20 protein-coding genes are annotated in these 23288 nt (G+C 44.8%); 19 read left to right on the top strand and 1 reads right to left on the bottom strand.

Translation table 11 applies throughout. The annotated features are described in order from the left end of the window. The first annotated feature begins 2 nt into the window (after window positions 1–2). From NQ536_RS02625 to feoB, 4 genes are all read left to right on the top strand, one after another. A complete protein-coding gene (locus NQ536_RS02625) occupies window positions 3–677 on the top strand; it encodes a DNA alkylation repair protein (RefSeq protein WP_004851423.1) in 675 nt (224 codons plus the stop codon). A 35-nt stretch (window positions 678–712) separates the two neighbouring features. After that, complete coding sequence (locus NQ536_RS02630; RefSeq protein ID WP_004851421.1) at window positions 713–1357, top strand: methylated-DNA--[protein]-cysteine S-methyltransferase; 645 nt, start codon at window positions 713–715, stop codon at window positions 1355–1357. After that, window positions 1344–2759: an MATE family efflux transporter gene (locus NQ536_RS02635; protein WP_004851419.1), complete on the top strand. Its 1416-nt coding sequence runs from the start codon at window positions 1344–1346 to the stop codon at window positions 2757–2759. The genes NQ536_RS02630 and NQ536_RS02635 overlap by 14 nt, the downstream gene beginning before the upstream one ends. A gap of 159 nt (window positions 2760–2918) precedes the next feature. Continuing rightward, on the top strand, window positions 2919–5255 hold the full coding sequence (gene feoB, locus NQ536_RS02640; protein WP_004851415.1) for a ferrous iron transport protein B: 2337 nt from the start codon (window positions 2919–2921) through the stop codon (window positions 5253–5255). Between the two features lie 58 nt (window positions 5256–5313). Here feoB and NQ536_RS02645 read toward each other — a convergent pair whose 3' ends face one another. After that, window positions 5314–6618 (bottom strand): MATE family efflux transporter, encoded by a 1305-nt coding sequence (locus NQ536_RS02645; protein WP_004851414.1) that lies wholly within the window; start codon window positions 6616–6618, stop codon window positions 5314–5316. Window positions 6619–6813: 195 nt separating this feature from the next. Here NQ536_RS02645 and NQ536_RS02650 point away from each other — a divergent pair, with 195 nt between their 5' ends. The 15 genes from NQ536_RS02650 (at window position 6814) to NQ536_RS02720 (ending at window position 23274) form a co-directional block, all read left to right on the top strand. Continuing rightward, window positions 6814–7716 (top strand): AraC family transcriptional regulator, encoded by a 903-nt coding sequence (locus NQ536_RS02650; protein WP_004851410.1) that lies wholly within the window; start codon window positions 6814–6816, stop codon window positions 7714–7716. Window positions 7717–7778: 62 nt separating this feature from the next. Continuing rightward, window positions 7779–9287 (top strand): AAA family ATPase, encoded by a 1509-nt coding sequence (locus NQ536_RS02655; RefSeq protein WP_004851408.1) that lies wholly within the window; start codon window positions 7779–7781, stop codon window positions 9285–9287. Continuing rightward, window positions 9271–10065, top strand: a complete 795-nt coding sequence (locus tag NQ536_RS02660) for a hypothetical protein (RefSeq protein WP_004851406.1) — start codon at window positions 9271–9273, stop codon at window positions 10063–10065. The genes NQ536_RS02655 and NQ536_RS02660 overlap by 17 nt, the downstream gene beginning before the upstream one ends. After that, window positions 10043–10186, top strand: coding sequence for a hypothetical protein (locus NQ536_RS02665; RefSeq protein WP_004851404.1), 144 nt, complete (start codon window positions 10043–10045; stop codon window positions 10184–10186). Before NQ536_RS02660 ends, NQ536_RS02665 begins: the two co-directional genes overlap by 23 nt. 67 nt (window positions 10187–10253) lie before the next feature. Continuing rightward, window positions 10254–11684, top strand: coding sequence for a Trk system potassium transporter TrkA (gene trkA / locus NQ536_RS02670; RefSeq protein WP_004851402.1), 1431 nt, complete (start codon window positions 10254–10256; stop codon window positions 11682–11684). A gap of 10 nt (window positions 11685–11694) precedes the next feature. Beyond that, a complete protein-coding gene (locus NQ536_RS02675; RefSeq protein ID WP_004851400.1) occupies window positions 11695–13194 on the top strand; it encodes a TrkH family potassium uptake protein in 1500 nt (499 codons plus the stop codon). Between the two features lie 303 nt (window positions 13195–13497). Continuing rightward, window positions 13498–14226, top strand: coding sequence for a response regulator transcription factor (locus NQ536_RS02680; protein ID WP_022058105.1), 729 nt, complete (start codon window positions 13498–13500; stop codon window positions 14224–14226). A 1-nt stretch (window position 14227) separates the two neighbouring features. Next, a complete protein-coding gene (locus NQ536_RS02685; protein WP_004851396.1) occupies window positions 14228–15823 on the top strand; it encodes a HAMP domain-containing sensor histidine kinase in 1596 nt (531 codons plus the stop codon). Window positions 15824–15991: 168 nt separating this feature from the next. Next, on the top strand, window positions 15992–16984 hold the full coding sequence (locus NQ536_RS02690) for a 2-hydroxyacid dehydrogenase (RefSeq protein WP_044998073.1): 993 nt from the start codon (window positions 15992–15994) through the stop codon (window positions 16982–16984). A 38-nt stretch (window positions 16985–17022) separates the two neighbouring features. After that, a complete protein-coding gene (locus NQ536_RS02695; RefSeq protein WP_004851392.1) occupies window positions 17023–17820 on the top strand; it encodes a tetratricopeptide repeat protein in 798 nt (265 codons plus the stop codon). A 125-nt stretch (window positions 17821–17945) separates the two neighbouring features. Further along, window positions 17946–18905 carry an AAA family ATPase gene (locus tag NQ536_RS02700; protein ID WP_044998072.1) on the top strand — a complete coding sequence of 320 codons (960 nt, stop codon included), beginning with the start codon at window positions 17946–17948 and terminating at the stop codon, window positions 18903–18905. Between the two features lie 33 nt (window positions 18906–18938). Next, window positions 18939–20030 carry a DUF58 domain-containing protein gene (locus NQ536_RS02705; protein ID WP_004851389.1) on the top strand — a complete coding sequence of 364 codons (1092 nt, stop codon included), beginning with the start codon at window positions 18939–18941 and terminating at the stop codon, window positions 20028–20030. A gap of 38 nt (window positions 20031–20068) precedes the next feature. After that, on the top strand, window positions 20069–22225 hold the full coding sequence (locus NQ536_RS02710) for a transglutaminase-like domain-containing protein (protein WP_167530859.1): 2157 nt from the start codon (window positions 20069–20071) through the stop codon (window positions 22223–22225). Between the two features lie 33 nt (window positions 22226–22258). Continuing rightward, window positions 22259–22966, top strand: a complete 708-nt coding sequence (locus tag NQ536_RS02715; RefSeq protein ID WP_004851386.1) for an AzlC family ABC transporter permease — start codon at window positions 22259–22261, stop codon at window positions 22964–22966. Then, window positions 22966–23274, top strand: a complete 309-nt coding sequence (locus NQ536_RS02720; RefSeq protein WP_004851383.1) for an AzlD domain-containing protein — start codon at window positions 22966–22968, stop codon at window positions 23272–23274. The genes NQ536_RS02715 and NQ536_RS02720 overlap by 1 nt, the downstream gene beginning before the upstream one ends. The last annotated feature ends 14 nt before the right edge of the window (window positions 23275–23288 follow it).

The raw sequence follows: 23288 nt of genomic DNA on the forward strand, positions 1-23288 counted from the left end.
ATATGGAGGAGATTCAAAAGCATCTGTTTGAATTACAGGATATGGCATACAGAGATTTTCACAGCAGGCTTATGCCAGACATCGACAAGGAGACTGTTATAGGCATAAGAGTTCCAATGCTCAGAAAATATGCAAAGAGCATAGTTGAAACAGAACTGGCAGAAAAGTTTATAAAAGAACTTCCACACTGTTATTACGAGGAAAATAATCTCCACATGATGCTCATAACCGGGATAAAGGATTATGACAGATGTATTTCGGAGATAGAAAGATTTCTTCCATATATAGATAACTGGGCAACCTGTGATTTCCCTGCGCCGAAGTGTTTTGAAAATCACAAGGAAGATTTGCTGCCGGTTATTAAGCGTTGGATCGCCTCAAGCGAGACCTATACTATACGGTATGGAATAGGAATGCTCATGAGGCTTTATCTGGATGCTGATTTTGACCCTGAGTATGTGCGGATTGTGGCAGAAGTTAAGTCTGATGAGTATTATGTCAACATGATGATAGCATGGTACATGGCGACAGCACTGGCAAAGCAGTGGGATGCGGTCATTCCGTACATAGAAGAGCACCGCATGTCCGACTGGGTTCACAGAAAGACGATACAGAAGGCTGTGGAGAGTTACCGCATAACGGACGAGCAGAAGAGATATCTTAAGGGATACAGATAATTACATAATCGCAACACAAGAAAGGGAAAATATACATGACGACAAGAGAGGAAGTACTGGCATATGGTCTCTCATTTCCTGATACATATCAGGAGGCTCCATTTCACGACCAGAACTGGCAGCTTGTGAGAGTCAAGGGAAGTAAGAAAGCATTTCTATGGACTTATGAGAGGAATGGATATATCAATCTGAACGTTAAAGCTGATTCAGAGTCGCTGGATTTCTGGAGGCAGGCATTTGAATCGGTTATACCGGGATGGCACCAGAACAAGGAGCACTGGAACACCATCATACTTGATGGAAGCGTGCCCGATGATGCGGTGAAGCAGATGATAGCGGAGAGCTATGATATAGTTACATACAGCCCGACAAAGAGGATATATGATGCGGTGAAGAAGATACCGAAGGGATGTGTTGCAACATATGGTCAGGTAGCTGAGCTGGCAGGGAATAGAAAGATGGCGAGGGCGGTCGGAAATGCGCTCCACAAGAATCCAGATCCTGATAACATACCGTGCTACCGCGTGGTGAATTCCAAGGGCGAGCTGGCGGGAGCGTTTGCATTCGGCGGGGCAGATGTCCAGGCAGAACGGCTCAGAGCGGACGGCATAGAGGTCGAGAATGGCCGTGTAGACCTAAAAAAATATGGAGTGAAAATACAAAAATATGACAACCGATAACACAAAGACAAACGAAAATCAGAACAATCCCATTGGATATGAGAATGAGGCGCATCTGCTCACAAGATTTGCCATACCATGTATCATATCCATGCTGGTGACCGCGCTTTACAATATAGTCGACCAGATATTTATAGGACACGGAGTAGGAATGCTGGGAAATGCTGCGACAAATATAGCCTTTCCTCTGTCCACGGCGTGTACCGCCATATCGCTTCTTCTTGGAATAGGAAGTGCGACCAGCTTTTCACTGAAGCTCGGTGCGGGGGATGAGAAGAGGTCTGCGGAGGCGGCGGGAAATGGAATCTGTCTCATGGCGATATTCGGTGTGGCACTCTTTCTGGTGACAAGCATTTTTCTGACACCGATGCTTAAGGCATTTGGCGCAACGGACAAAGTCCTGCCATTTGCGCAGGAGTATACAAGGATCACGGCGATAGGGTTTCCGTTCCTGATAGCGAATACCGGAATGAGCAAGCTCATCATGGCGGATGGAAGTCCGAGATATTCTATGATATCCATGCTGACAGGAGCCATCATCAACACTGTACTTGATCCAATACTGATATTTGGATTTGATATGGGTATGCGCGGTGCGGCTCTGGCCACCATCACAGGACAGATCATATCATTTGCCATAAGTCTCAGATATATGTTTCATTTCAAGACAATAAATCTTACCAGAGAAAGTTTTGTTATGCGAGGAGAGACCTGCGGCAATATATTCAGATTCGGTGCGTCGGCGTGTTTCAATCAGATAGCCATGGCGATAGTCCAGGTGGTCATGAACAATACTCTGTCAAGATACGGAGCACAGTCGGTGTATGGAGGAGACATACCTCTTGCGTGTTCAGGAATAATAAGCAAGGTCAACATGATATTTATGGCTATAGTCATAGGAATATCCCAGGGAACCCAGCCGATCATAGGCTTCAACTATGGTGCAGGAAAATACAGGAGGGTGAGAAAGACTTATCTTCTGGCGCTGGCAGCAGCATCAGCTCTGTCGGTTGTGGCATTTGTGGCATTCCAGTTGTTCCCAAGACAGATCATCAGCGCATTTGGAGAGGGAAGCGAACTGTACTTCCAGTTTTCCGAGAGATATTTCAGGATATACATGTTCCTGACCATCGTAAATGGAATCCAGCCGGTGACATCCAATTTTTTTAATTCTATAGGCAAGGCAAAACTTGGTGTATTCATGTCACTCACAAGGCAGATACTTTTTCTGTTGCCACTCATCATCATATTCCCTATGTTCATGGGAATTGATGGTGTCATGTATGCGGGACCAATAGCGGATGGAATAACTGCGATTGTCTGCGGTGTGTTTACGGTGAAGGAACTTAAGGAACTGACTTCTATAGACAGAGATGCAAATGAAAAAATCGTAAAAATATAGATGATAATCAGGATCTATATATTGCGCATAGAACTCATCGTGTTATAATTGAGAAAAATATCAATAAACACAAATAGACGGCATTCGACAGACGATTTTGTGGCATTGAAAGACTGCGGGGATGAATTTGGACGAATGATGAAAGAAGGATAATCAATTATGACACTGAGAGATTTGAAGGTGGGACAGAGCGCCAGAATAAAGACCGTTGGCGGTGAAGGAGAGCTAAGACAGCATTTCCTTGACATGGGTGTTATCCCCGGTGCGGAGCTCACCCTTGTGAAGCTTGCCCCGATGGGCGATCCCATGGAGTTTCAGATCCACGGATATGAACTTACACTCAGACTGGCAGATGCAGAGCAGATAGATGCAGAGCAGATAGAGACAAGATCCAGAGCTCACACCAGGGTTGAGACAATAGAGGAGAAGGAACATCCGGGACTTGGCGAGGAAGGAAAATATCACGTCAAAGGGGATGGCGATCCGCTTCCGGAAGGAACAAGACTTACATTTGCCTTGGTCGGAAACCAGAACTGTGGAAAGACGACACTGTTCAATCAGCTCACCGGATCAAATCAGCATATAGGCAATTTCCCCGGAGTAACTGTCGACAGAAAGGATGGTCCGATAAGGGGCAGGGAGAATACCTCCGTGACAGATCTTCCTGGAATATATTCGATGTCTCCTTATAGCAGCGAGGAGATCGTGTCCAGAAACTTCGTGCTTGACGATCACCCAAAGGCTATCATCAATATAGTTGATGCTACTAATATAGAGCGAAATATGTATCTCACAATGCAGCTTCTCGAGATGGATATACCTGTTGTCGTTGCGCTCAACATGATGGATGAGGTCACAGGCAATTCAGGCTCCATAGATGTAAATGGGATGGAGGCAATGCTTGGAACCCCGGTTGTACCCATATCTGCGGCAAAGAACGAGGGTGTGGATGAGCTTGTAAGACACGCCATACATATAGCAAAGTATCAGGAAAAACCTGGAAGACAGGATTTCTGTGATGAGAATGAGTTTGGTGGAGCTGTTCACAGGTGTATACATGCGGTGGCGCATCTCATAGAGGATCATGTAAAGGCAGCAGATCTGCCGCTTAGATTCGCTGCAACCAAGATCATAGAGGGAGATCATCTCATACTTGAAAGGCTTGGACTTGATGAGAACGAGAAAGAGACGATAGAACATCTTATAATCCAGATGGAAAAAGAGCGAGGACTTGACAGAAGTGCAGCCATAGCTGATATGAGATTTAATTTCATAGAAAAGGTATGTGAAAACTGCGTAGTTAAGCCAAAGGAGAGCAAGGAGAGGATCAGAAGCGAGAAGATAGATCGCATTCTTACGGGTAAGTATACCGCAATCCCATGTTTTATAGGTATCATGCTGGCGGTGTTCTATCTGACATTTAACGTGATTGGAGCAGGACTTCAGAAACTTCTGGAGATGGGGATAGATGCACTCACGGTTCAGGTCGGAAAGCTTCTCACCGCAGCAAATGTAAATGTGGTGGTCAAGAGCCTGGTTATGGATGGAATATTTGCAGGAGTGGGAAGTGTGCTCAGCTTCCTCCCAATAATTGTTACCCTGTTCTTCTTCCTGTCACTTATGGAGGACAGTGGATACATTGCAAGAGTCGCGTTTGTCATGGATAAGCTGCTAAGGAAGATTGGACTTTCCGGCAAGAGCATAGTTCCGATGCTGATAGGCTTTGGCTGTACGGTTCCGGCCGTTATGGCAACCAGGACACTCCCGAGTGAGAGAGACCGAAAGATGACTATTCTGCTCACTCCATACATGAGCTGTTCGGCTAAGCTTCCTATATATGCGTTCTTTGTAAGCGCATTCTTCCCTGGAAAGGGCGGTCTTATTATGGCAGGGCTTTATTTCCTCGGAATTGCGATAGGAATAATCGTAGCTATGATTTACCGAAGCACATTGTTTAAGGGCAATGCGGTTCCTTTTGTCATGGAGCTTCCAAATTACAGACTTCCGGGTGCGAAGAACGTAGGCCAGCTCCTGTGGGAGAAGGCAAAGGACTTTCTTCAGAAGGCGTTCACAGTTATATTTCTTGCAACTATATGTATCTGGTTCCTTCAGAGCTTTGATATGCACCTCAATATGGTGAAAGACTCGCAGGACAGCATACTTGCTGCGATAGCCGGACTTTTGGTACCGATATTTAAGCCGCTTGGACTTGGCGATTGGAGAATATGTACGTCGCTCATAAGCGGTATCATGGCGAAGGAGAGCGTGGTATCCACACTCGAGATTCTGTTTAACGGATCAGTGACCGCAGCCATTACAACCAGAGCTGCCGCATCGCTGCTCGTATTCAGCCTGCTTTACTCGCCTTGTATAGCAGCCATCGCCTCCATCAAGAGAGAGATGGGACACCGCTGGGCAGTCATGGTAGTGATCTGGCAGTGTGTTGTGGCGTGGCTTGCAGCATTTGTGGTGTATATGATAGGTGGAATCCTGTGATAAAAGCCTGGAGTATGGGGTTGATACATTCTGGAATACGTTTGGTATTAGTGTATTATTACACCAGTTTCTTTTCCGTCCACTTTCCACTTCGCCAGCGCAGGACCATACCCACTGCGCGCACACATTCGTCACAGGTAAGGCCTATGTAGGCGCCGGCTGCAAGGAGCCCAAGGTGCAGGCCGAACATCCATGTACCGCCGACAGCACACACGTACATAAAGACTGCTGCTATGATAGCCGGGAATACCGCATCTCCGCTGGTTTTCAGAGCCTGGCCGTAGACAAGGTTTGTAACTCTGCCAACTTCGAGGATGATGTCAATTGCAAGAAGCCTTGTGACAATATGAACCATGTCCGGGTTGTCGGTGAACAGTCTCATGGTCCATGGGGCTGTGACAGCAAATAAAGTTTCAAGACAGGTCGCCACGATCACACCGATGATGGCGGCCTTTTTGGTATCTCTTTTACATGCATCTATATCGCCGGAACCGATATGCCATCCGGTCATGATGGCATTTGCCTGGGCGAGCGCTGAGCCGACGCAGTAGGAGAAGTTGCTTATCTGGACTGCGTAGGATCGTGCCGTGACATTTATTCCGTCAGTATCCATCTGGTTCAGAAACTTGACCACCAGCATCATGGCGACATTGTACAGAACGGATTCGAATGCAGATGGCAGTCCGACTCTGATGATCTGTGAAAGGACAGTTCTGTTAGAAAGCCTTTCGGGATTTTTCCCTGCTTTTATAAGGGTGCAGGAGAAAAAGATAACAATTGCAAGGTTGATAACCTTGGATATGACTGTCGCTGTAGCGACACCCTGCACCCCTTTATGCAGCGCAAAGAGAAAAACTGCATTTAAGGCGAAGTTTACAAGGTTGCCGATTATGGTAGCGATGAGAGGCTGCTTAGTATGTCCAAATGCTCTGAGGTAGCTTGCAAATATTGGGATCAGTGCGTTCAGAAAGCAGCCTCCGCCTACGATCTCAAGATAGCTCATGGCAGGTTCCCTGAGATTTCCGGCTATTCCAATCATGTCAAGAATGCCGCCGGAGAAGACGAACAGGAATACGGACATTCCCACGCCTATGACTGAATTAAATATAAGACCAAGCTGACGAGCCTGATAGGCGATGCCAGGTCTGCCTGCACCTATGTTCTGTGTCATGACAGTCATCATTCCTGATGATATGATGGAGAACATGATGATAAACATGCCTATGTAGCTGTTGGCGGTTCCGACAGCACCCACGGCATAGTCGCCCACTGATGAGAGCATAAGTGTGTCCACCATGCCAGACAGCATATAGAATAGTGTTTCAAAACATATAGGTATAAAAAGTGCGGATAATTTCTTCATATAATCAGTACTCCTTTGGCGATGGGTATAAAATCATGGGTTATAACTAAATTGTATAATATCGCATTGGTGCCGCTCGAATCTTGTACTATTTCAATTAAAAGTTGCACATATTCCACATATGAGTTAATATAACGAAGTTGCATGATATAAAAAGCAACGCAATATATAACAAATCAATATCAGGGGATAACAATGTACGCAGAATTAAAGGAAAATCATCCGCACGGAACAAGAGAATATCCATTTTGTGAGTATCATATGCGATATTTTCCTCATGCATTTCAGATCCCGGTCCATTGGCATGATGAGATGGAGATAATATATGTGAGGAAAGGTCCGCTTACGGTGGAGATTGATGGACAGAAGTTTACAGGGGAAGACGGCTCGGTGTTTATTGCAAGTCCGGGAGTGCTGCATATGATGAGTGCCCCAGACACTCCTGTGGACTATTTTACATTTATATTTCCTCTGGAATTTATATCATTTCAGACCAAGGATGCCTTGGAGGATGAAGTGTTTTTCCCACTCAGGAATCACACCCGGGGATTCAGACCAGAGGTGGCGGATCGAAAACTGCTTGGAAAACTCATACCTATTCTTGATGAACTTGTGGAGGAGAATGGAAAGATGGGTACACACAGACAGATACAGGTAAGGATCCGGCTTTTACAGATGATGGATTTGCTTGTTGAATACAGTCAGCTTGAAGAGTTGACAAGGAATGCATCAGGTGAACTGGAAAAGGAGATACTTTTGTATATACAGGATAATTATCATGATAACATAGGGCTTGCTGAGCTATCTGAACATTTTCATTTGTCAGAAAAATACATGTCAAGGTTATTCAGCGAGAGATTTCACATGACACTTACCCAGTATGTGAACTATGTGAGACTGAGGTATGCTAGACATCTGCTTGAGTCCACAGATCTGTCGGTGACCGAGATTGCCATGAAATCGGGATATCAAAATGTAAGCTATTTTATCAGGAGATTTTCTTCTGCTATGGGAGAGTCTCCACTAAGATATAGAAATGGTAAGGCCAGAAGAGATAAGAAAAATAAAATAAAAAATTCAAAAAATGATGTCTGTTGACGAATGAAGTGGATAAACATATAATTACAGTATTAAATCAATAACATCTGAGGAGACTGTGAATGAGAATCAGACAATTTAGAGAAGACCATTGGGACAGATTGCCTACAATAAGGATACAGAAGGCCGTCCTTGATAATTTCAAGAGCGTTGAGCATGGCGAGATAGTATTTGCATGCGGAAAGAAATATGTTCCGTATGGAACGGAAGCAGATATATTGGGGCTGTATGGACAGAATGGATCAGGAAAAACGAGTTTTATAGAGGCGTTAGCTATTTTAAAATTGCTGATGATGGGTGTTGAAGTACCCGGAGTATACGCTGAATGTGTGGCAAAAGGACAGGATAAGTCCAGACTTGAGTTCACATTTGATCTTCAGTACCCGGATGGGCATATAAGAAAGGCAGTGTATGAGTTTGCACTCTCGGCAGTTGAAACTGAACAGCCTGGCGGCTTTGGACAGTACGGTGCAGACGATGCCGGCAGTTCGCAGCACTCAAAGTACAGGGTTAAGATAAGCGACGAGAAACTCAGCATGTCAGGGGATTTTGACGGCAGAAAGATCATAATGCAGCCGATCATAGATACATCCGGGGATGAGAGACCATTTGGCCCTGTGTCGAAGCAGAAGTTTTTCGTGGCGGGTGACAAGAAGTCTCTGGATGAGCTGAACATAGTGAGAAGACTTTCGGAGGAGAAATCAACATCATTTGTGTTCTCCCTTGGTGCTGCAAAGGTATTTGATGACTGTGGGCTGTACTCGGAGTTTTATCAGGTCGTGCTGGAGCTTGCGTATTACAGCCAGCTCTATCTTCATGTGGTGGATACGAAGTCTACAGGATATATAAGGCTCAACTATGGACTTCCTCTTTATACCCAGAGCGGCAGGTACCTGCTCAAGACTGACATGCCAAATATAATGCCGGATTTTGTGTTTTCAGAACTCAAGTCGCAGTTTGACAATATTAATATAGTGCTCAGTCAGATTGTACCGGGATTGAATGTAAATATGCATGAGCTTTCTCCAACAATGATGAAGGATGGCAGCATGGGGCATGTTGTGGAGATCGTGTCGAGCCGCAATGAATCAGATATGAGCAATGAGCACAATGCCGATGCTGCGCCGGATGGAAGACTTTTGATGCCGTTTCGATATGAGTCTGATGGAATCAGAAAGATCGTGTCAGTGCTCAGCCTTATCATAGATGCGTACAATGAGCAGTCGTGTACGATCGCCATAGATGAGCTGGATGCAGGAGTGTTTGAGTATCTGCTGGGGGAGGTGCTGCAGACATTCCAGGAATCAGGAAAGGGACAGTTTATTTTCACATCGCATAACCTGAGACCGTTGGAGGTCATAGATAAGGACTTTATATGCTTTACGACTACCAATCCGGAGAACAGGTATATCAGGATGAAGGGGATTGGCAACACAAATAATCTGAGAAGTACCTATTTCAGAGAGATACTTGTGGGGGAACAGGACGAAGAGCTGTATAGGAATACCAAGAAATACAAGGTCGTATCAGCGTTCAGAAAGGCGGGGATTGATAATGGGGAAACGACCTAAGAAGAAGATCGTGCTGTTTCTGGTCGAGGGAATGTCCGACAAAAATGCATTTGAGATTCCGTTTGGACAGCTGCTTGAGGACATAGATCCTGATATATTGCTTGAATTTGCCATGGTCATGAATGACGATGGACATGCCGGCGGAGATATAACGTCAAAGAATGGTATATATCCGGACAATATAGAGAGGTTCATAGATGAGATAATGGTCAGTCCATTCTTGAAACAAACTGGATTATATCCAAAGGATATTCTGGAGATAGTTCATTTTGTAGACACGGACGGTGTATATATAGATGATGCGCTGGTGGCGGCCAGCGGCAATGAGACAGATGATCCGGTATACTATCCGGATTACATAGTGACGGGTATTCCGGCTCATGTCGTGGAGAGAAATCACAGAAAGAGTGACAATCTGGATGTGCTCACATCGCTTACATCCATCAAGATCGGAAGTAAGAAGGTAAAATATTCGGCGTATTATTTTTCCTGTAATCTGGATCATTTTCTGCATGGAGATGCCAATTTCAATGAGCATGACAAGACCAGAAAGGCTCTTGAATTTTCTATAGCTCATGAGGAGTCCGGATCTTTGGAGAAGTTTTTCTTTGAGAATGAGACGGAGACTACGGATATGTCCTATGATGAGTCCTGGGATTTCATAAGGAGCGGGGAGAATTCGCTGAAACGCCACACAAATGTAAATCTGCTCATAAAGAGACTTATGAGTCTTGCGAGGCAGAGAGGAGGAACAGATGGGAAAGAGCAAAAAAGATAAAAATGATGATGGTATATATAAGAAGCCTACGCGTGGTTTCAGCAAGAAAACGAATATGATAGTGGGCATTGCATTTGTGATATTTGTTCTGGTCTGCTGCATAATAAGGATGTTCGTATAAGGTTTCAGTAAAGAAAAGCTGCGATGGTTGATTTTTAAAATCTTCATGTTATACTTTGCTTAGTTATATGAAGATATTCAAGGAGGATAGACCTGTGTTTGGTAGTAAATCAAGCAAGAAGACGGGACTGAAAATAATAATAGTTGGCTGTGGCAAGGTTGGCGTTGCGATCCTTAAACAGCTGGCGAATGAAGGTCATGACATAACGATCATAGATAAGGATCCGCAGAAGGTAGCGACATATTCCAATCAGTATGATGTGATGGGGGTTGTCGGAAATGGGGCTAATCACAGCGTACAGCTGGAAGCCGGAATACAGAATGCGGATCTTATTGCTGCGGTGACGTCATCGGATGAACTCAACATCCTGTGCTGCACTATAGCAAAGCAGGTTGGAGACTGTGCAACCATAGCAAGGCTTCGAGATCCGGACTATAGCAAGGAGGCAAGTTATCTTAGGGAAAAACTTGGACTCACTATGATCATCAACCCTGAGCTTGAGACCGCGATAGAGGTGTCTAGAGTCCTCTATCTACCGACAGCACTTGAGATCAATTCATTTGCACATGGACAGGCGGAGATGACAAGGATCAAGATACCGGAGAAGAATGTCCTTGACAACAAGAGCATAGCTGATCTGGGTAAGGATCTTGCGAATAAACAGAAACCTATCAATATACTTATAGCGGCGGTTGAGAGAGCAGGAGAGTTTTACATACCTTCTGGAGATTTTGTGCTCAAGGCAGGGGACATAATGTCATGTGTCGGAACAAGACCTATGTCCAGAAAATTCATGGAGCATATAGGCTTTAAGACTGCCAGAGTCAAGGATACCATGATAATAGGAGGCGGCAATGTCGCTTACTATCTGGCGGGACAGCTTGTCAACATGGGAATATCTGTCAAGATCATTGAGGAGAGCAAGAAACGATGCGAGGAGCTCTCTGTGCTTTTACCAAAAGCTATCATCATAAACGGTGATGGAACGGATCAGGAGATATTGAATGAGGAGGGACTTGCCGAGACCGAATCATTTGTATCGCTGACAGGAATAGATGAGGAGAATATCCTTCTCACTCTGCACGCGAGAAAGCACTCAAATGCAAAGACGATAACCAAGATAAACAGAAGCAATTTCCGCGAGGTTATAAACAGTCTGGATCTTGGCAGTGTTGTTTATCCGTGCAGTATCACAGCAGAGTCGATAGTTGCATACGTCAGGGCAAAGCAGAACTCTAACAGCAACAATATAGAGACTCTTTATCACATGTTTGATTCGCGGGCAGAGGCGATAGAATTCAGGGTCGACGTGAAGTCTGAGGTGACGGATATTCCACTCAAGGATCTAAAACTCAAGAAGAATCTGCTTATCGCGTTTATAAATAGAAATGGTTCAATACTTCTTCCTACAGGACAAGATTCCATACAGATTGGAGATACAGCCATGATAGTTACAACGGAGACGGGATTTACAGATATAAGAGATATACTGGCTTAGGAGGCGCGCTATGAATAATTCCATGATCATATACATACTCGGGCAGGTCGTGAGACTCGAGGGAATATTGATGATCATACCATGTATCACGTCTCTTATATATCAGGAGCATGAAGGGTTTGCCTTTCTTGTGGTCATCCTTGCCTGTGTGATAGTGGGTACACTTATGACTATAAGAAAACCATCGAATCAGACTATATATCTGAAAGAGGGGTGCATAGCTACGGCATTTAGCTGGGTACTGCTCAGTATATTTGGCTGTATGCCATTTGTAATATCTGGGGAGATCCCATCATTTACAAATGCACTTTTTGAGACGGTGTCTGGACTTACAACCACAGGAGCAAGTATCCTGAGCGATGTTGAGGCGATGTCCCACGGAATGATGTTCTGGAGATGCTTTACGCATTGGATAGGTGGAATGGGAGTCCTGGTATTCCTGTTGGCAATCATTCCTATGAACAGCGCATCAGGATCAAATATGAATCTTATGAAAGCGGAGAGCCCTGGCCCATCGGTGGGTAAGCTCGTGCCAAGACTTAAGCACACTGCGCGCATACTCTACGCAATATATTTTGCTATGACGCTTCTTGAGGTGGTTCTTTTACTGTTTGGACGAATGGGCCTGTTTGATGCATTCTGTACAGCTTTTGGAACGGCTGGAACCGGTGGCTTTGGTATCAAGAACGACAGTTTTACAAGTTTCTCGCCTTACATACAGTGGGTAGTAACAATATTCATGATGCTGTTTGGCGTGAATTTTAACTTCTATTATTATATACTATATAGAAATGTTAGAAAGGCTCTGTCCATGGAGGAGGTAAGAACATACTTCCTGATAATCCTTGGAGCTATCGGAATAATATTTGTCAACCTTATGCAGACCATGTCAAATGCCTGGGATGCGCTGAGACATGCATCGTTTCAGGTTGCATCTATCATAACCACAACGGGATATGCATCAGCAGACTTTGATCAGTGGACGCAGACATGTAAGACTGTGCTCGTGATACTGATGTTTATCGGTGCCTGCGCGGGAAGCACGGGCGGTGGTATGAAGGTGTCCCGACTGATAATCATGTTCAAGACGGTGGTAAAGGAACTTGGTTCGTATTTTCATCCTAAGAATATCAAGAAGATAAAGATGGATGGAAAACCGGTGGAGCACGAGGTCGTGAGGGCTGTAAACGTGTACTTTATAACACTTATGGGTATATTTACTATATCTGTTTTTCTGGTGTCATTTGAGGGAAGAGATCTGGTGACGAACTTTACAGCTGTGGCAGCCTGTCTCAACAACATAGGTCCGGGTCTTTCACAGGTTGGACCAACACAGAACTTTGGGATGTTGACGGGATTTAGCAAATATGTATTGATGTTTGACATGCTTGCGGGAAGACTTGAACTTTTCCCACTGCTGCTCATATTCAATCCGGGAGTATACAGGGATATGATAATGGGAGCAGTCAGATATGTTAAACGTAAAATTGCAGCGCGGAGAGTGAGTTAGGGCGAAATGATAAATGTTATCACTATACACATCCCTGAATGTATTGACACACAGGTAAAATTTGGATATACTCGTAGATAGTTAGACACACCTAACTATAGCTCTTCCAATCATTTTATAAAGAAAAGGCGAGGTCCTCTTATCACAACAGGTAAGAGGGCTTTGTTTTGCTTAAAATTCCTTGACAAGATTAAATAGATGTAATCAACAGACGATTATTTGTTATAATGTACACAGTTTTGGTGCAGTGCTTACTGCGCCGGCATGGATATGAATGTGTATATTTGACGAAGGAGCATGAATATGGAAAATACAGTAGAAAATATGAATGAGAACGAATCAATAAAGGTTCTCGTGGTGGATGATGAGCAGGATATAAGGACTTTGCTCAACATATATCTGAAGAGACTCGGATATGAGGTCGTTGAGGCGGCAGACGGAGTTGAGGCGGTGGAGACAGTCAGAGCCAACAGTGATATAGATCTCATAGTCATGGACATCATGATGCCAAAGCTGTCTGGAACTGAGGCGTGTGAGCAGATAAGGGAGTTCTCTTCCGTGCCGGTACTGTTCCTCACAGCAAAGACAAAGGAACCGGATCAAAATGAGGCGTATGTTGTGGGCGGAGATGATTTTCTACCAAAGCCATTTACCCAGAATGATTTCAACAGAAAGGTAAATGCCCTTATAAGGAGATACAGAGTGTACCGTGGCAAGTCAGAGGTCGACGCCAAGAATATAACAGTGGGCAACATAAGCATAGATTCATTTAAGCGTATAGTGACTAAGAATGGTGAGATCGTAAAACTCACCGACAAGGAGTATGCGCTCCTGTTCTTCCTTGTTGAGCACAGGGGTAAGCCATGGTCACTGGAGGCACTGTACGAGAATATATGGCAGGAGAAGTATCTTCCATCATCATCCAACACGGTCATGGTGCACATATTGAGACTTAGACAGAAGATAGAGGATAATTCCGCACAGCCAGAGATCATAAGAACCATATATGGAAAGGGATATCAGGTAGACTGATATGAATAAGACATTCAGACGTACGCTCAAGGTCAAGATGTTCATAGTTGTTGTGCTGGGACTTCTGACGGCGGTGATATCATTCTTTGCAGGGATGCTTGCACTGGACAGGTATGTGGCAAATGTCTACATGAGTGATGCAAATGTACAGCAGCGTTCTATGCAGCAGATCCAGAGCTTTGCCGCCTATGTGAACAGTCATTCTATGAAGGCATCTGATTCCAGGGCGCTCAGGGCGTGGCAGGGAAAGCATAAAAATGTATATATACTGATATACAACAATGATGATATAGTGTTTGATTCCCAGTGGATGATAGAAAAGCGTGGTGCATACAAGTACGTGATTACCAATTCTGTTACGGGAGAGATGGTAATCCTGATCCAGGACAATCAAGGTACCATAAGGAAGATCAGAAGACAGAACAATGGCAACAGCACAACAACAAACAAAAATAGCGGTGTTACAAAGAAACAGAGCAATGCGACAAATGGAGCGAGCGGCGGTACTGCAGTAATGGAGAAGCCGGAGACATCGGAATATGCGGAGGATACCGGGGGGCAGGAAGCGGATTATGATTTCTACCCAGTTCTGTTCAGGGATGGCGTATTCGATGTGTGCATAGTAGATTATTCGGATGACACGTTGAAAGAAGTCGGTAGGGTAGCGATATTTGTGCTCTGCAGTATGCTGTTTATAGGGATAATAATATATTATTTTGGAAGAGAGATAAGAAGACTCAGGAAACTTACCAATCAGGTCATGGATATAAAGAATGTGGACATCAATGGACCTATTACGATAAAGGGACAGGATGAGATATGTCTGCTTGCGGAGAATATAGACACTATGAGGGCAACCATCATAGAACAGCTGAGCAGAGAGAAAGAGGCATGGCAGGCAAACAGTGATTTGGTAACGGCCATGGCGCATGACATCAGAACCCCGCTCACGGTCATGGCGGGATATCTTGAGCTTATGAAGAATAAGGAATACTCCTCCCAGGAGGAACTTGATGAGTACATCAGGATAAGTTCGGAGAAGGCAGAACAGCTCAGGATGATGTCCGATAAAATGTTCAGATATTTCTATGTATATTCCAAGAGCAGTGATGAGCTTAATATGGAGACATTCCAGGCGGGACCGTTCCTCAATCAGATGCTTGGAGAGTACATGGTACTTCTCGGAGAGAATGGATACCAGTTCAATGTCGACATATCAGATAGGGAAGCGGAGATATCGGTGGATGTACAGGGGATGAAGAGGATAACCGACAATGTATTTACCAATATACGGAAATATTCAGACAAAACTAAGCCGATAGATGTTAGAGTATATGTTGATGTCCGCAGAGTAAGGATATTTTTTAGAAATTATATAAGTGCTGAGAGTGCCAGGGCAGAGAGTACACACATTGGAACATTGACATGCCAGAAGATGGCAGAGGAGATGAACGGATCGTTTGTGACATGTAGAAGGGGAAAGATCTACGAGGCGACACTTACCCTGCCGAATGTGTTCTATGACGACAATGTGGGTGTGCCGACACAGGGACTCACGGCAATATTGTCGGGAGGCGGTCATCACGGTTCAGTGTAACGTACTTTCAAAGAAAATGGACACAGATCGGGACGTGCGGGATCAGATGATTCTGTACGTCCCTTTTTAATGAGGTTTTTGATAAAATAGATTTTCTGATAAATAGGAAGTAAAAGTGGTATACTACAAATGAAAATCACGATAATTATGATGAGGAGACAAAAGCTTATGAATATTTTATTTTACGATACAAAAAAGTATGACAGAGATTCATTTGATGCCATAAAAGGTGGATACCCACAGCTTTGCATAGATTATGTGGAGGCAGATCTCTCGGTGAGAACAGCAAGACTGGCAAGAGGATATGAGGCTATATGCGCATTTGTGAGCTCGGATGTGAGCGCAGCTGTTGTAAATGCGCTGAGCGAGGTCGGCGTAAAACTCATACTCATGAGATGTGCAGGATTCAACAATGTAGATCTTGACGCCACAGAAAAATGTGGCATGACGGTGCTCAGAGTTCCCGGTTATTCACCTGAGGCAGTTGCTGAGCATGCCATGGCGCTGGCAATGGCAGTGAACAGAAAGCTGCACAAGAGCTATATAAAGGTTCGCGAGAACAATTTCAGTCTTGTTGGACTTACGGGGATGAATTTTCACGGTAAGATAGCGGGAATAGTTGGAACTGGCAAGATAGGAGCAGCCATGGCGAGGATATGTCATGGATTTGGGATGAAAGTCATAGCTTATGATATGTATAAAAACCCGGAGCTGGACTTTGTGACGTATGTGGAGCTTCAGGAACTTTTTAGAGTATCCGATCTCATATCCTTGCACTGTCCACTCACAGATGACACATATCATCTGGTGAATGCAGACACCATAGCTCAGATGAAGGATAAGGTGATATTGGTGAACACATCTAGAGGGGCGTTGATCAAAACTGAGGATTTGATAGCAGGCATAAGAAGTAGAAAATTTTTCGGCGTGGGACTTGATGTGTACGAGGAAGAGACAGGAAATGTATTTGAGAACCGGGAAGATGATATCCTGGAGACATCCATAACAGCAAGGCTTCTCTCTTTCCCAAATGTAATAGTGACTTCACACCAGGGCTTCCTGACGGAGGAGGCGTTGGAGGCGATAAGCAGGACAACCCTCGACAATGCGGTTAACTTTGAAGCAGGCAATATAGACAAGGCAAATCTCGTTGTGTTATGATGGACAAATGAGGTCGTTATTTAGCGGAGGAAGACCGGATGAACATCAATGAAATATTTGGCAGACTGGACAAGCTGTTTGCAGAAAACAGAATATCTGAGGTTGAGCGTTATCTGACGCAGGCACTGAGCGAGGCTGAGTATGACGGAGATCGTGAAACCATGCAGGCCATATACAATGAACTTATCAGCTTTCACCGGTCTACAGGGGAGTATGACAAAGCACTCTATTTCTGTAGACAGGTGATAAGGCTGGCGGAGAAGATGGAGATAGACGATACTGTGCCATACGGAACAACGCTGATGAATGTGGCAAATACCAACAGAGCCGCTGGAAATCTTCTGGAGGCACTGGCCTATTTCAGGCAGGTCAGAGATATATACCAGGGACAGGTGAGTCCTTATGATATACTGATGGCAACATATTACAACAATGTTGCCATGCTCTATCAGGATCTGGGGGATTTTGACAAGGCTGTTGATTCATTTGAACAGGCACTTGTCATCATAGAGAGACATGATAAGGCGGGAAACGAGATAGCTACAATCTATGTGAGCCTCGGTGAGAGTCTTCTCAGGGCGGGCAGGCTGGATGAGGCGAAGGACAGACTTGCTGAGGCAGTCAGGCGATATCAGCTTATGGGGGAGCGCGGATATCACTACAGTGCGGCGCTGTCAGCTATGGCGGAGACTTTTTACAGACAGGGAGATCTTGTACAGGCGCTCAAGTACTACGAGCTGGCGGCGGAGGAGATATACGGGATCTATGGTGACAATGATACATACAGAGTCATAATGGGAAACATAGAGACAGTAAAATCACAGCTTATGAATTGAATATGAAATATCGGGAGGAAGCGTGCTGTGTCCTCCCGATATATGTATATATTAGGTCTGAATGTGAAACAGATAGATATAGTATTTCGGTAAATAGAGATAAATTAAGATAAATGGAGATAGGTATGAATTACAATGGTAAGGTGCTTGACGTTATAGAGGAAGTAAAGAAGGTCGTTGTTGGAAAGGACATATGTGTTGCCAAGATAATGGCATCTATAATCGCTGGTGGAAATATACTCATGGATGATGTTCCGGGAGTTGGAAAGACGACCATGGCTCTGGCATTTGCAAATGCAATGGGGCTTGAGAACAAGAGAATGCAGTTTACACCGGACGTATTACCGGGGGATATAACAGGATTTACGATGTACGACAAGGCAACGAACAAATTTGTGTATAGACCGGGTGCTGTGATGTGCAATCTCTTCCTCGCAGATGAGATCAACAGAACATCACCTAAGACACAGTCGGCACTTCTGGAAGTTATGGAGGAAGGGCATGTGACAGTGGATGGTGTCACGTATCCTGTTCCTGAACCGTTCATAGTTATAGCAACGGAAAATCCGATAGGAAGCGCCGGAACTCAGCTCCTTCCGGATTCCCAGCTGGACAGATTCATGGTGTGCTTAAAGCTTGGTTATCCATCCATAGAGAACGAACTGGATATAGTCAAGGGAAGGACATCAGCCAATGGATTTGAGGAGATCCATCCGGTGATCGGTGCGGCAGAGCTTCGCATGATCAGAGAGGAAGTCACACAGGTGAAGGTCAGCGATGAGGTGTACACATATATAGGCCAGCTAGTAACGGAGACCAGGGACAACCCTAGCCTTGAACTGGGAGTCAGTCCAAGAGGAACAATCGCCCTCACGAAGATGGCGAAGAGCTGGGCATATATAAGCGGAAGAGATTTTGTCATACCTGAGGATGTTCAGATGGTATGGAAGGATGTTGTGCGGCACAGGATCATTTTGAATGCCAAGGCGAGGGTAAACCATATTACCCCGGAGGCTGTGCTCAAGGACATCATGGAGCATGTGTATAAGCCAACTGTGAGACGAAGAAACAGTCCAAAAAGATAGTCCGTTGCAGGATGCGGAGATAGTGGGTAGATTATGAAAAGAGGAATAATATATATTTTACTGATCCTGGTCTGCATATATATAGGAATCATTAATCGGGAAGAGGCTTATTTCTACGTGGCTGCACTTATGCTGGCAGTCATGGTATGCCTCCTTGCGGGGCTGTTTACCAGGTTTTTCAGGACAGGCATAAGTATGCAGATGAACATACCGGTGGTTGAGAAGAACAGAACATTTCATCCTGAACTTACCGTGAGATCGAACTCAGGTCAGGTACCTTATGTGTCAGCAGTTTTCAAGGTCATGGCAGCGGGTATGAAGAAGAAACAGAACAGCACTTTTAGGCAGATTGACAATGAAAATGGGGTATGTCAGGGGGCTATGTCCCTTGCTGTCAGCGGCAGATATGAGATCGCAGCGGCAGATGTGAGGGTGTATGATGCATTTCATATGTTCTATATAAAAAAGAAGATAAAGAACTCGGCAAATGTATATGTGTTGCCGCAGTGTTACCTTATGCCTATAAATATCACGAAAAAAACGAGAGACTTTGTGACTGACAGTGATGTATATCATGCAGATATACGGGGGGATGACTCCTCCGAAGTTTATCAGGTCAGAGAGTATAGACCGGGTGACAGTGTGAGAAATATACATTGGAAACTGACAGCGAGACAGGATGAGATAATGGTGAGAGATATGAACAAAACATTGTCGTGTCCTGTCATTATATGTGTAAACCTCAATGGAAAGGACTGCAAGAATTATGGGCATGCCATGTCGGCAGCGCTTGAGTCTATGGTATCTTTAAGTTTTTCACTTATAGATATCAGGGTACCGCATTTTATAGCGTGGTATGATCCTGAGAAAATGTCTATAACTAGGTACAGGATAATAAAAGAAGAGGATGTGTATGACGCGGCAGCTCGGATGTCCTATGTAGATGCGAGAAGTATGGATTGGTATGATGTGATAGGCATGTACAGAGAGAAGTATCGCGGCGAGGATTTCACCAGTTTTATAGATGTTGATATGAAAGGAAATATACAGTGCGGGGATGACAGATATCATGTTAAATTTGAGACATTGAAGGAAGATATTACTCATATTTGTCTCACAGTTTAGGTGAGGTTACAGATGTAGTTGCAGATAGAGGTGCAGATTTGAAGATTATATTGGGCCTGGCGGTGTGGATGCTTTCATCAGGAATTGCGTATCTGGTGGGGGATATAGCATTTAGCTCAGATATATATAAATATATGGAACCGACCAATCTTATGATGTTATGTGTGATCGGAGGATTGGTCATAGCGGCTGTGTACAGCTGCTGGTATCTACTTAGAAAAGAAAAAAGACTTACAGACATACTTGTTCCGGTGTGTACGCTTCTGGTATGGGGACTTGCCCGAAGAAAGATGCTTTACACCGGCGGAAGAGGTATGATATATAGCATTGCTTACGAGATAAAAATGGCATATGGAGTCAGGACAGGAGCTGTGGATCTCGACTACATAAGTGTAGGTGCGATGTACGAGTTTATTCTGTTTGTCACGGCTGTAGCCATGTTTTTTGCCGCATATATGATATTTAGGTGCAGCAGTATATTGATAGGCGTCGGGCTTGCATTTCTGTTCATGGCGGCAGGAGCCATGTTGGACGTACATGTGAGTCCGGCTGGAATCGTACTCACGGTTCTGTCACTCATAGTTGCAAGATATGTACTCATGAGAAATGGTCAGCCGTTATCAATAAAATGGAATGTTGTGGTTCCGCTTATCTCCCTTGCAGCCTGCATTATAACGGCCATGCTGGTATACTCAGCCGCGTATGAGCGTGGCGTAAAATTTCAAGGTGTGCTTGTGGAGATGGTTGAAAATGTGGAATATTTCTTTTCTGGGGACTCTGGAAAAGGTTACTCAACATATTATAAGGTTGACGGCTCTGAGGTGAAACCGACTGATGAGGTTGTGGACGAGATAACGAGAAATGAGAAGCCAGATGGCAATCTATACGTGAAAGCCAGAAGTTATGTCGTATACGACAATGGTACATGGAGAAACAGGGATATAGGATACAGCCCGGACAGCGAGATACTGATCAAGTACGACAGTGATACATTCAGTGGATACGGAAAGGCGATAAAGGAACTTACTAAGAATGCAGGAACAGATGATAGTGCCGTTGTGGATAAGGTGGTCGAGTATATAAGACAGCATATGTCTTATACGATATCGCCAAAGCCTTTTGCATCGGACGTGGATCCGGTTCTGTATGCGCTATACACTGGCCATGAGGGGTATTGTGTGCATTACGCCTCTGCGGCTGCGATAGGTCTTAGAACCATGGAAATACCGACAAAATACAATACAGGTTATGTGGTGCCTTCATCGGCGTGGACGAGGCAGGCGGATGGAACATATCATGCATATATACTTGAAAAGTACAGCCATGCGTGGATCGAGGCATATGAGAGGGATGCTGAGAACTGGGTGATAGTTGATGCCACCCCGCTTGGCAACAGGGCAGATACCCTTGGTATCCCGGATGAACCGGACAACTCAGGATCACAGAATGGTCAGGACAAGGATGATGATCAAAGCGGCGGAGACACTGAGCTCACCACGGAGAATATAACAACAGAGATAACAACAGAGATCACGACAAAAGCTTCGGAGGAGAGCACGGATGATGATGGAGAAGATGCCGCTGATGTGACTACGGAAAAACATGCATCCTCAGTGAGTGAGGATACAACTGAGAACAATTCTGGAAACAGTGGCACAGGTGATAATGGTGGAAATGGACAGAACCAGGCCGGAGGTGGTGGCTCCGGTGATGCAAATGGCCTGTCGGAGCTGTTTGACAGCAGAACGTTTAAGATAGCAGCGTCAGTCATATCGGTGGCGATGCTCCTTATGGCTTCGGTCATGCTGAGAAGACGTGTGCTCGTTACGCGGCGTAGGCGCAAGCTTGTTGGAAGAGACCGTATAGCTGCCGTGCATGAGATGTCGGCTGCCATGTGGGATATGCTCACATTTGCCAGACTAACGGATGGTGTAGGCTCAGATGACAGCGAATATGCGGATATTGTGACTGAACGGGTGAAGATTGTAGGCGGAGATGAGTTCAGGACATTTGTGGCTTGCGTTCAGGCTGCTGTGTACGGACAGATCGTACCGGATGACGAGCAGTTAAAGATGGCAAGAAAGCTTTATAATAAGATAAGGGCATACACGTACTGGAGTCTGAACTTTAAGGAGAGGCTTGTGTGGAAGTATGTGAAGTGCTACGACTGTGGGGGACGCAGACGAAAGAGATAACACAAATTTGTAACGAAAGAAGTAGTATTAGAGATGGAATTTAGAAAAGGATTAAAGGATGGAATACCGATAGCATTGGGGTATTTCGCGGTAAGTTTTAGTTTTGGCCTGCTGGCGGTGAAAGGAGGACTCACAAGTTTTCAGGCGGTCATCATAAGCCTGACAAATGTAACCAGTGCGGGACAGTTTGCCGGACTCAAGATCATTCTTGCAGGGGGAACGCTGGTTGAGATGATACTCACACAGTTCATAATCAATCTGAGATATTCCCTTATGAGTCTGTCACTCTCGCAGAAGCTTGGAGAGGCAGTGGGCATCAAGGAGAGGCTTGTGATCGCATTTGCAAATACTGACGAGATATTTGCGGTTGCCATGGGACATGTGAAGGAATTGACATTTGGCTATATGATAGGACTTCAGCTGCTGCCGATAGTCGGCTGGACAGGCGGAACCCTGTTCGGTGCGATTGCCTCAGGACTTCTTCCAAAGTCAATCAGCAGCGCACTCAGTCTGGCGCTCTACGGAATGTTCGTCGCCATAGTCATGCCGGTTGCCAGGAAGTCCAGACCGGTTGCCATAGTGGCACTTGTGGCTGCTGCCATATCATGCGTGTTGTATTACGTTCCGATATTCAAGTTTATATCGACTGGAATTGCCATAATCATAAGCACGGTGGCAGCCTCTGTGATAGGGGCTATATTCTTCCCTGTGGGAACTGCTGAGAAAAAGGAGGTGCAGTGATGAATATATACATATATATAATAACCATGGCGGTCGTCACCTACCTCATAAGAATGGTGCCGCTGGTGGCGTTCCGCAAGAAGATAGAGAACAGATTCGTCAATTCATTCCTCTATTATGTGCCGTATTCATGTCTCACGGCACTTACACTTCCGTCTATACTATACAGTACGGAGAGTATCATAAGCGCTGTGTGTGGATTTGCGGTTGCACTCATACTTGGAATAAAGCAAAAGGGACTTATAGTTGTCGCTGCTGCGGCATGTGTGACCGTGTTCGTGGTGGAGTGGATATTGAAGCTTATGTAGAAGGAGGTAGGCAG

The organism is Coprococcus eutactus (assembly GCF_025149915.1).
GTDB lineage: Bacteria > Bacillota > Clostridia > Lachnospirales > Lachnospiraceae > Coprococcus > Coprococcus eutactus.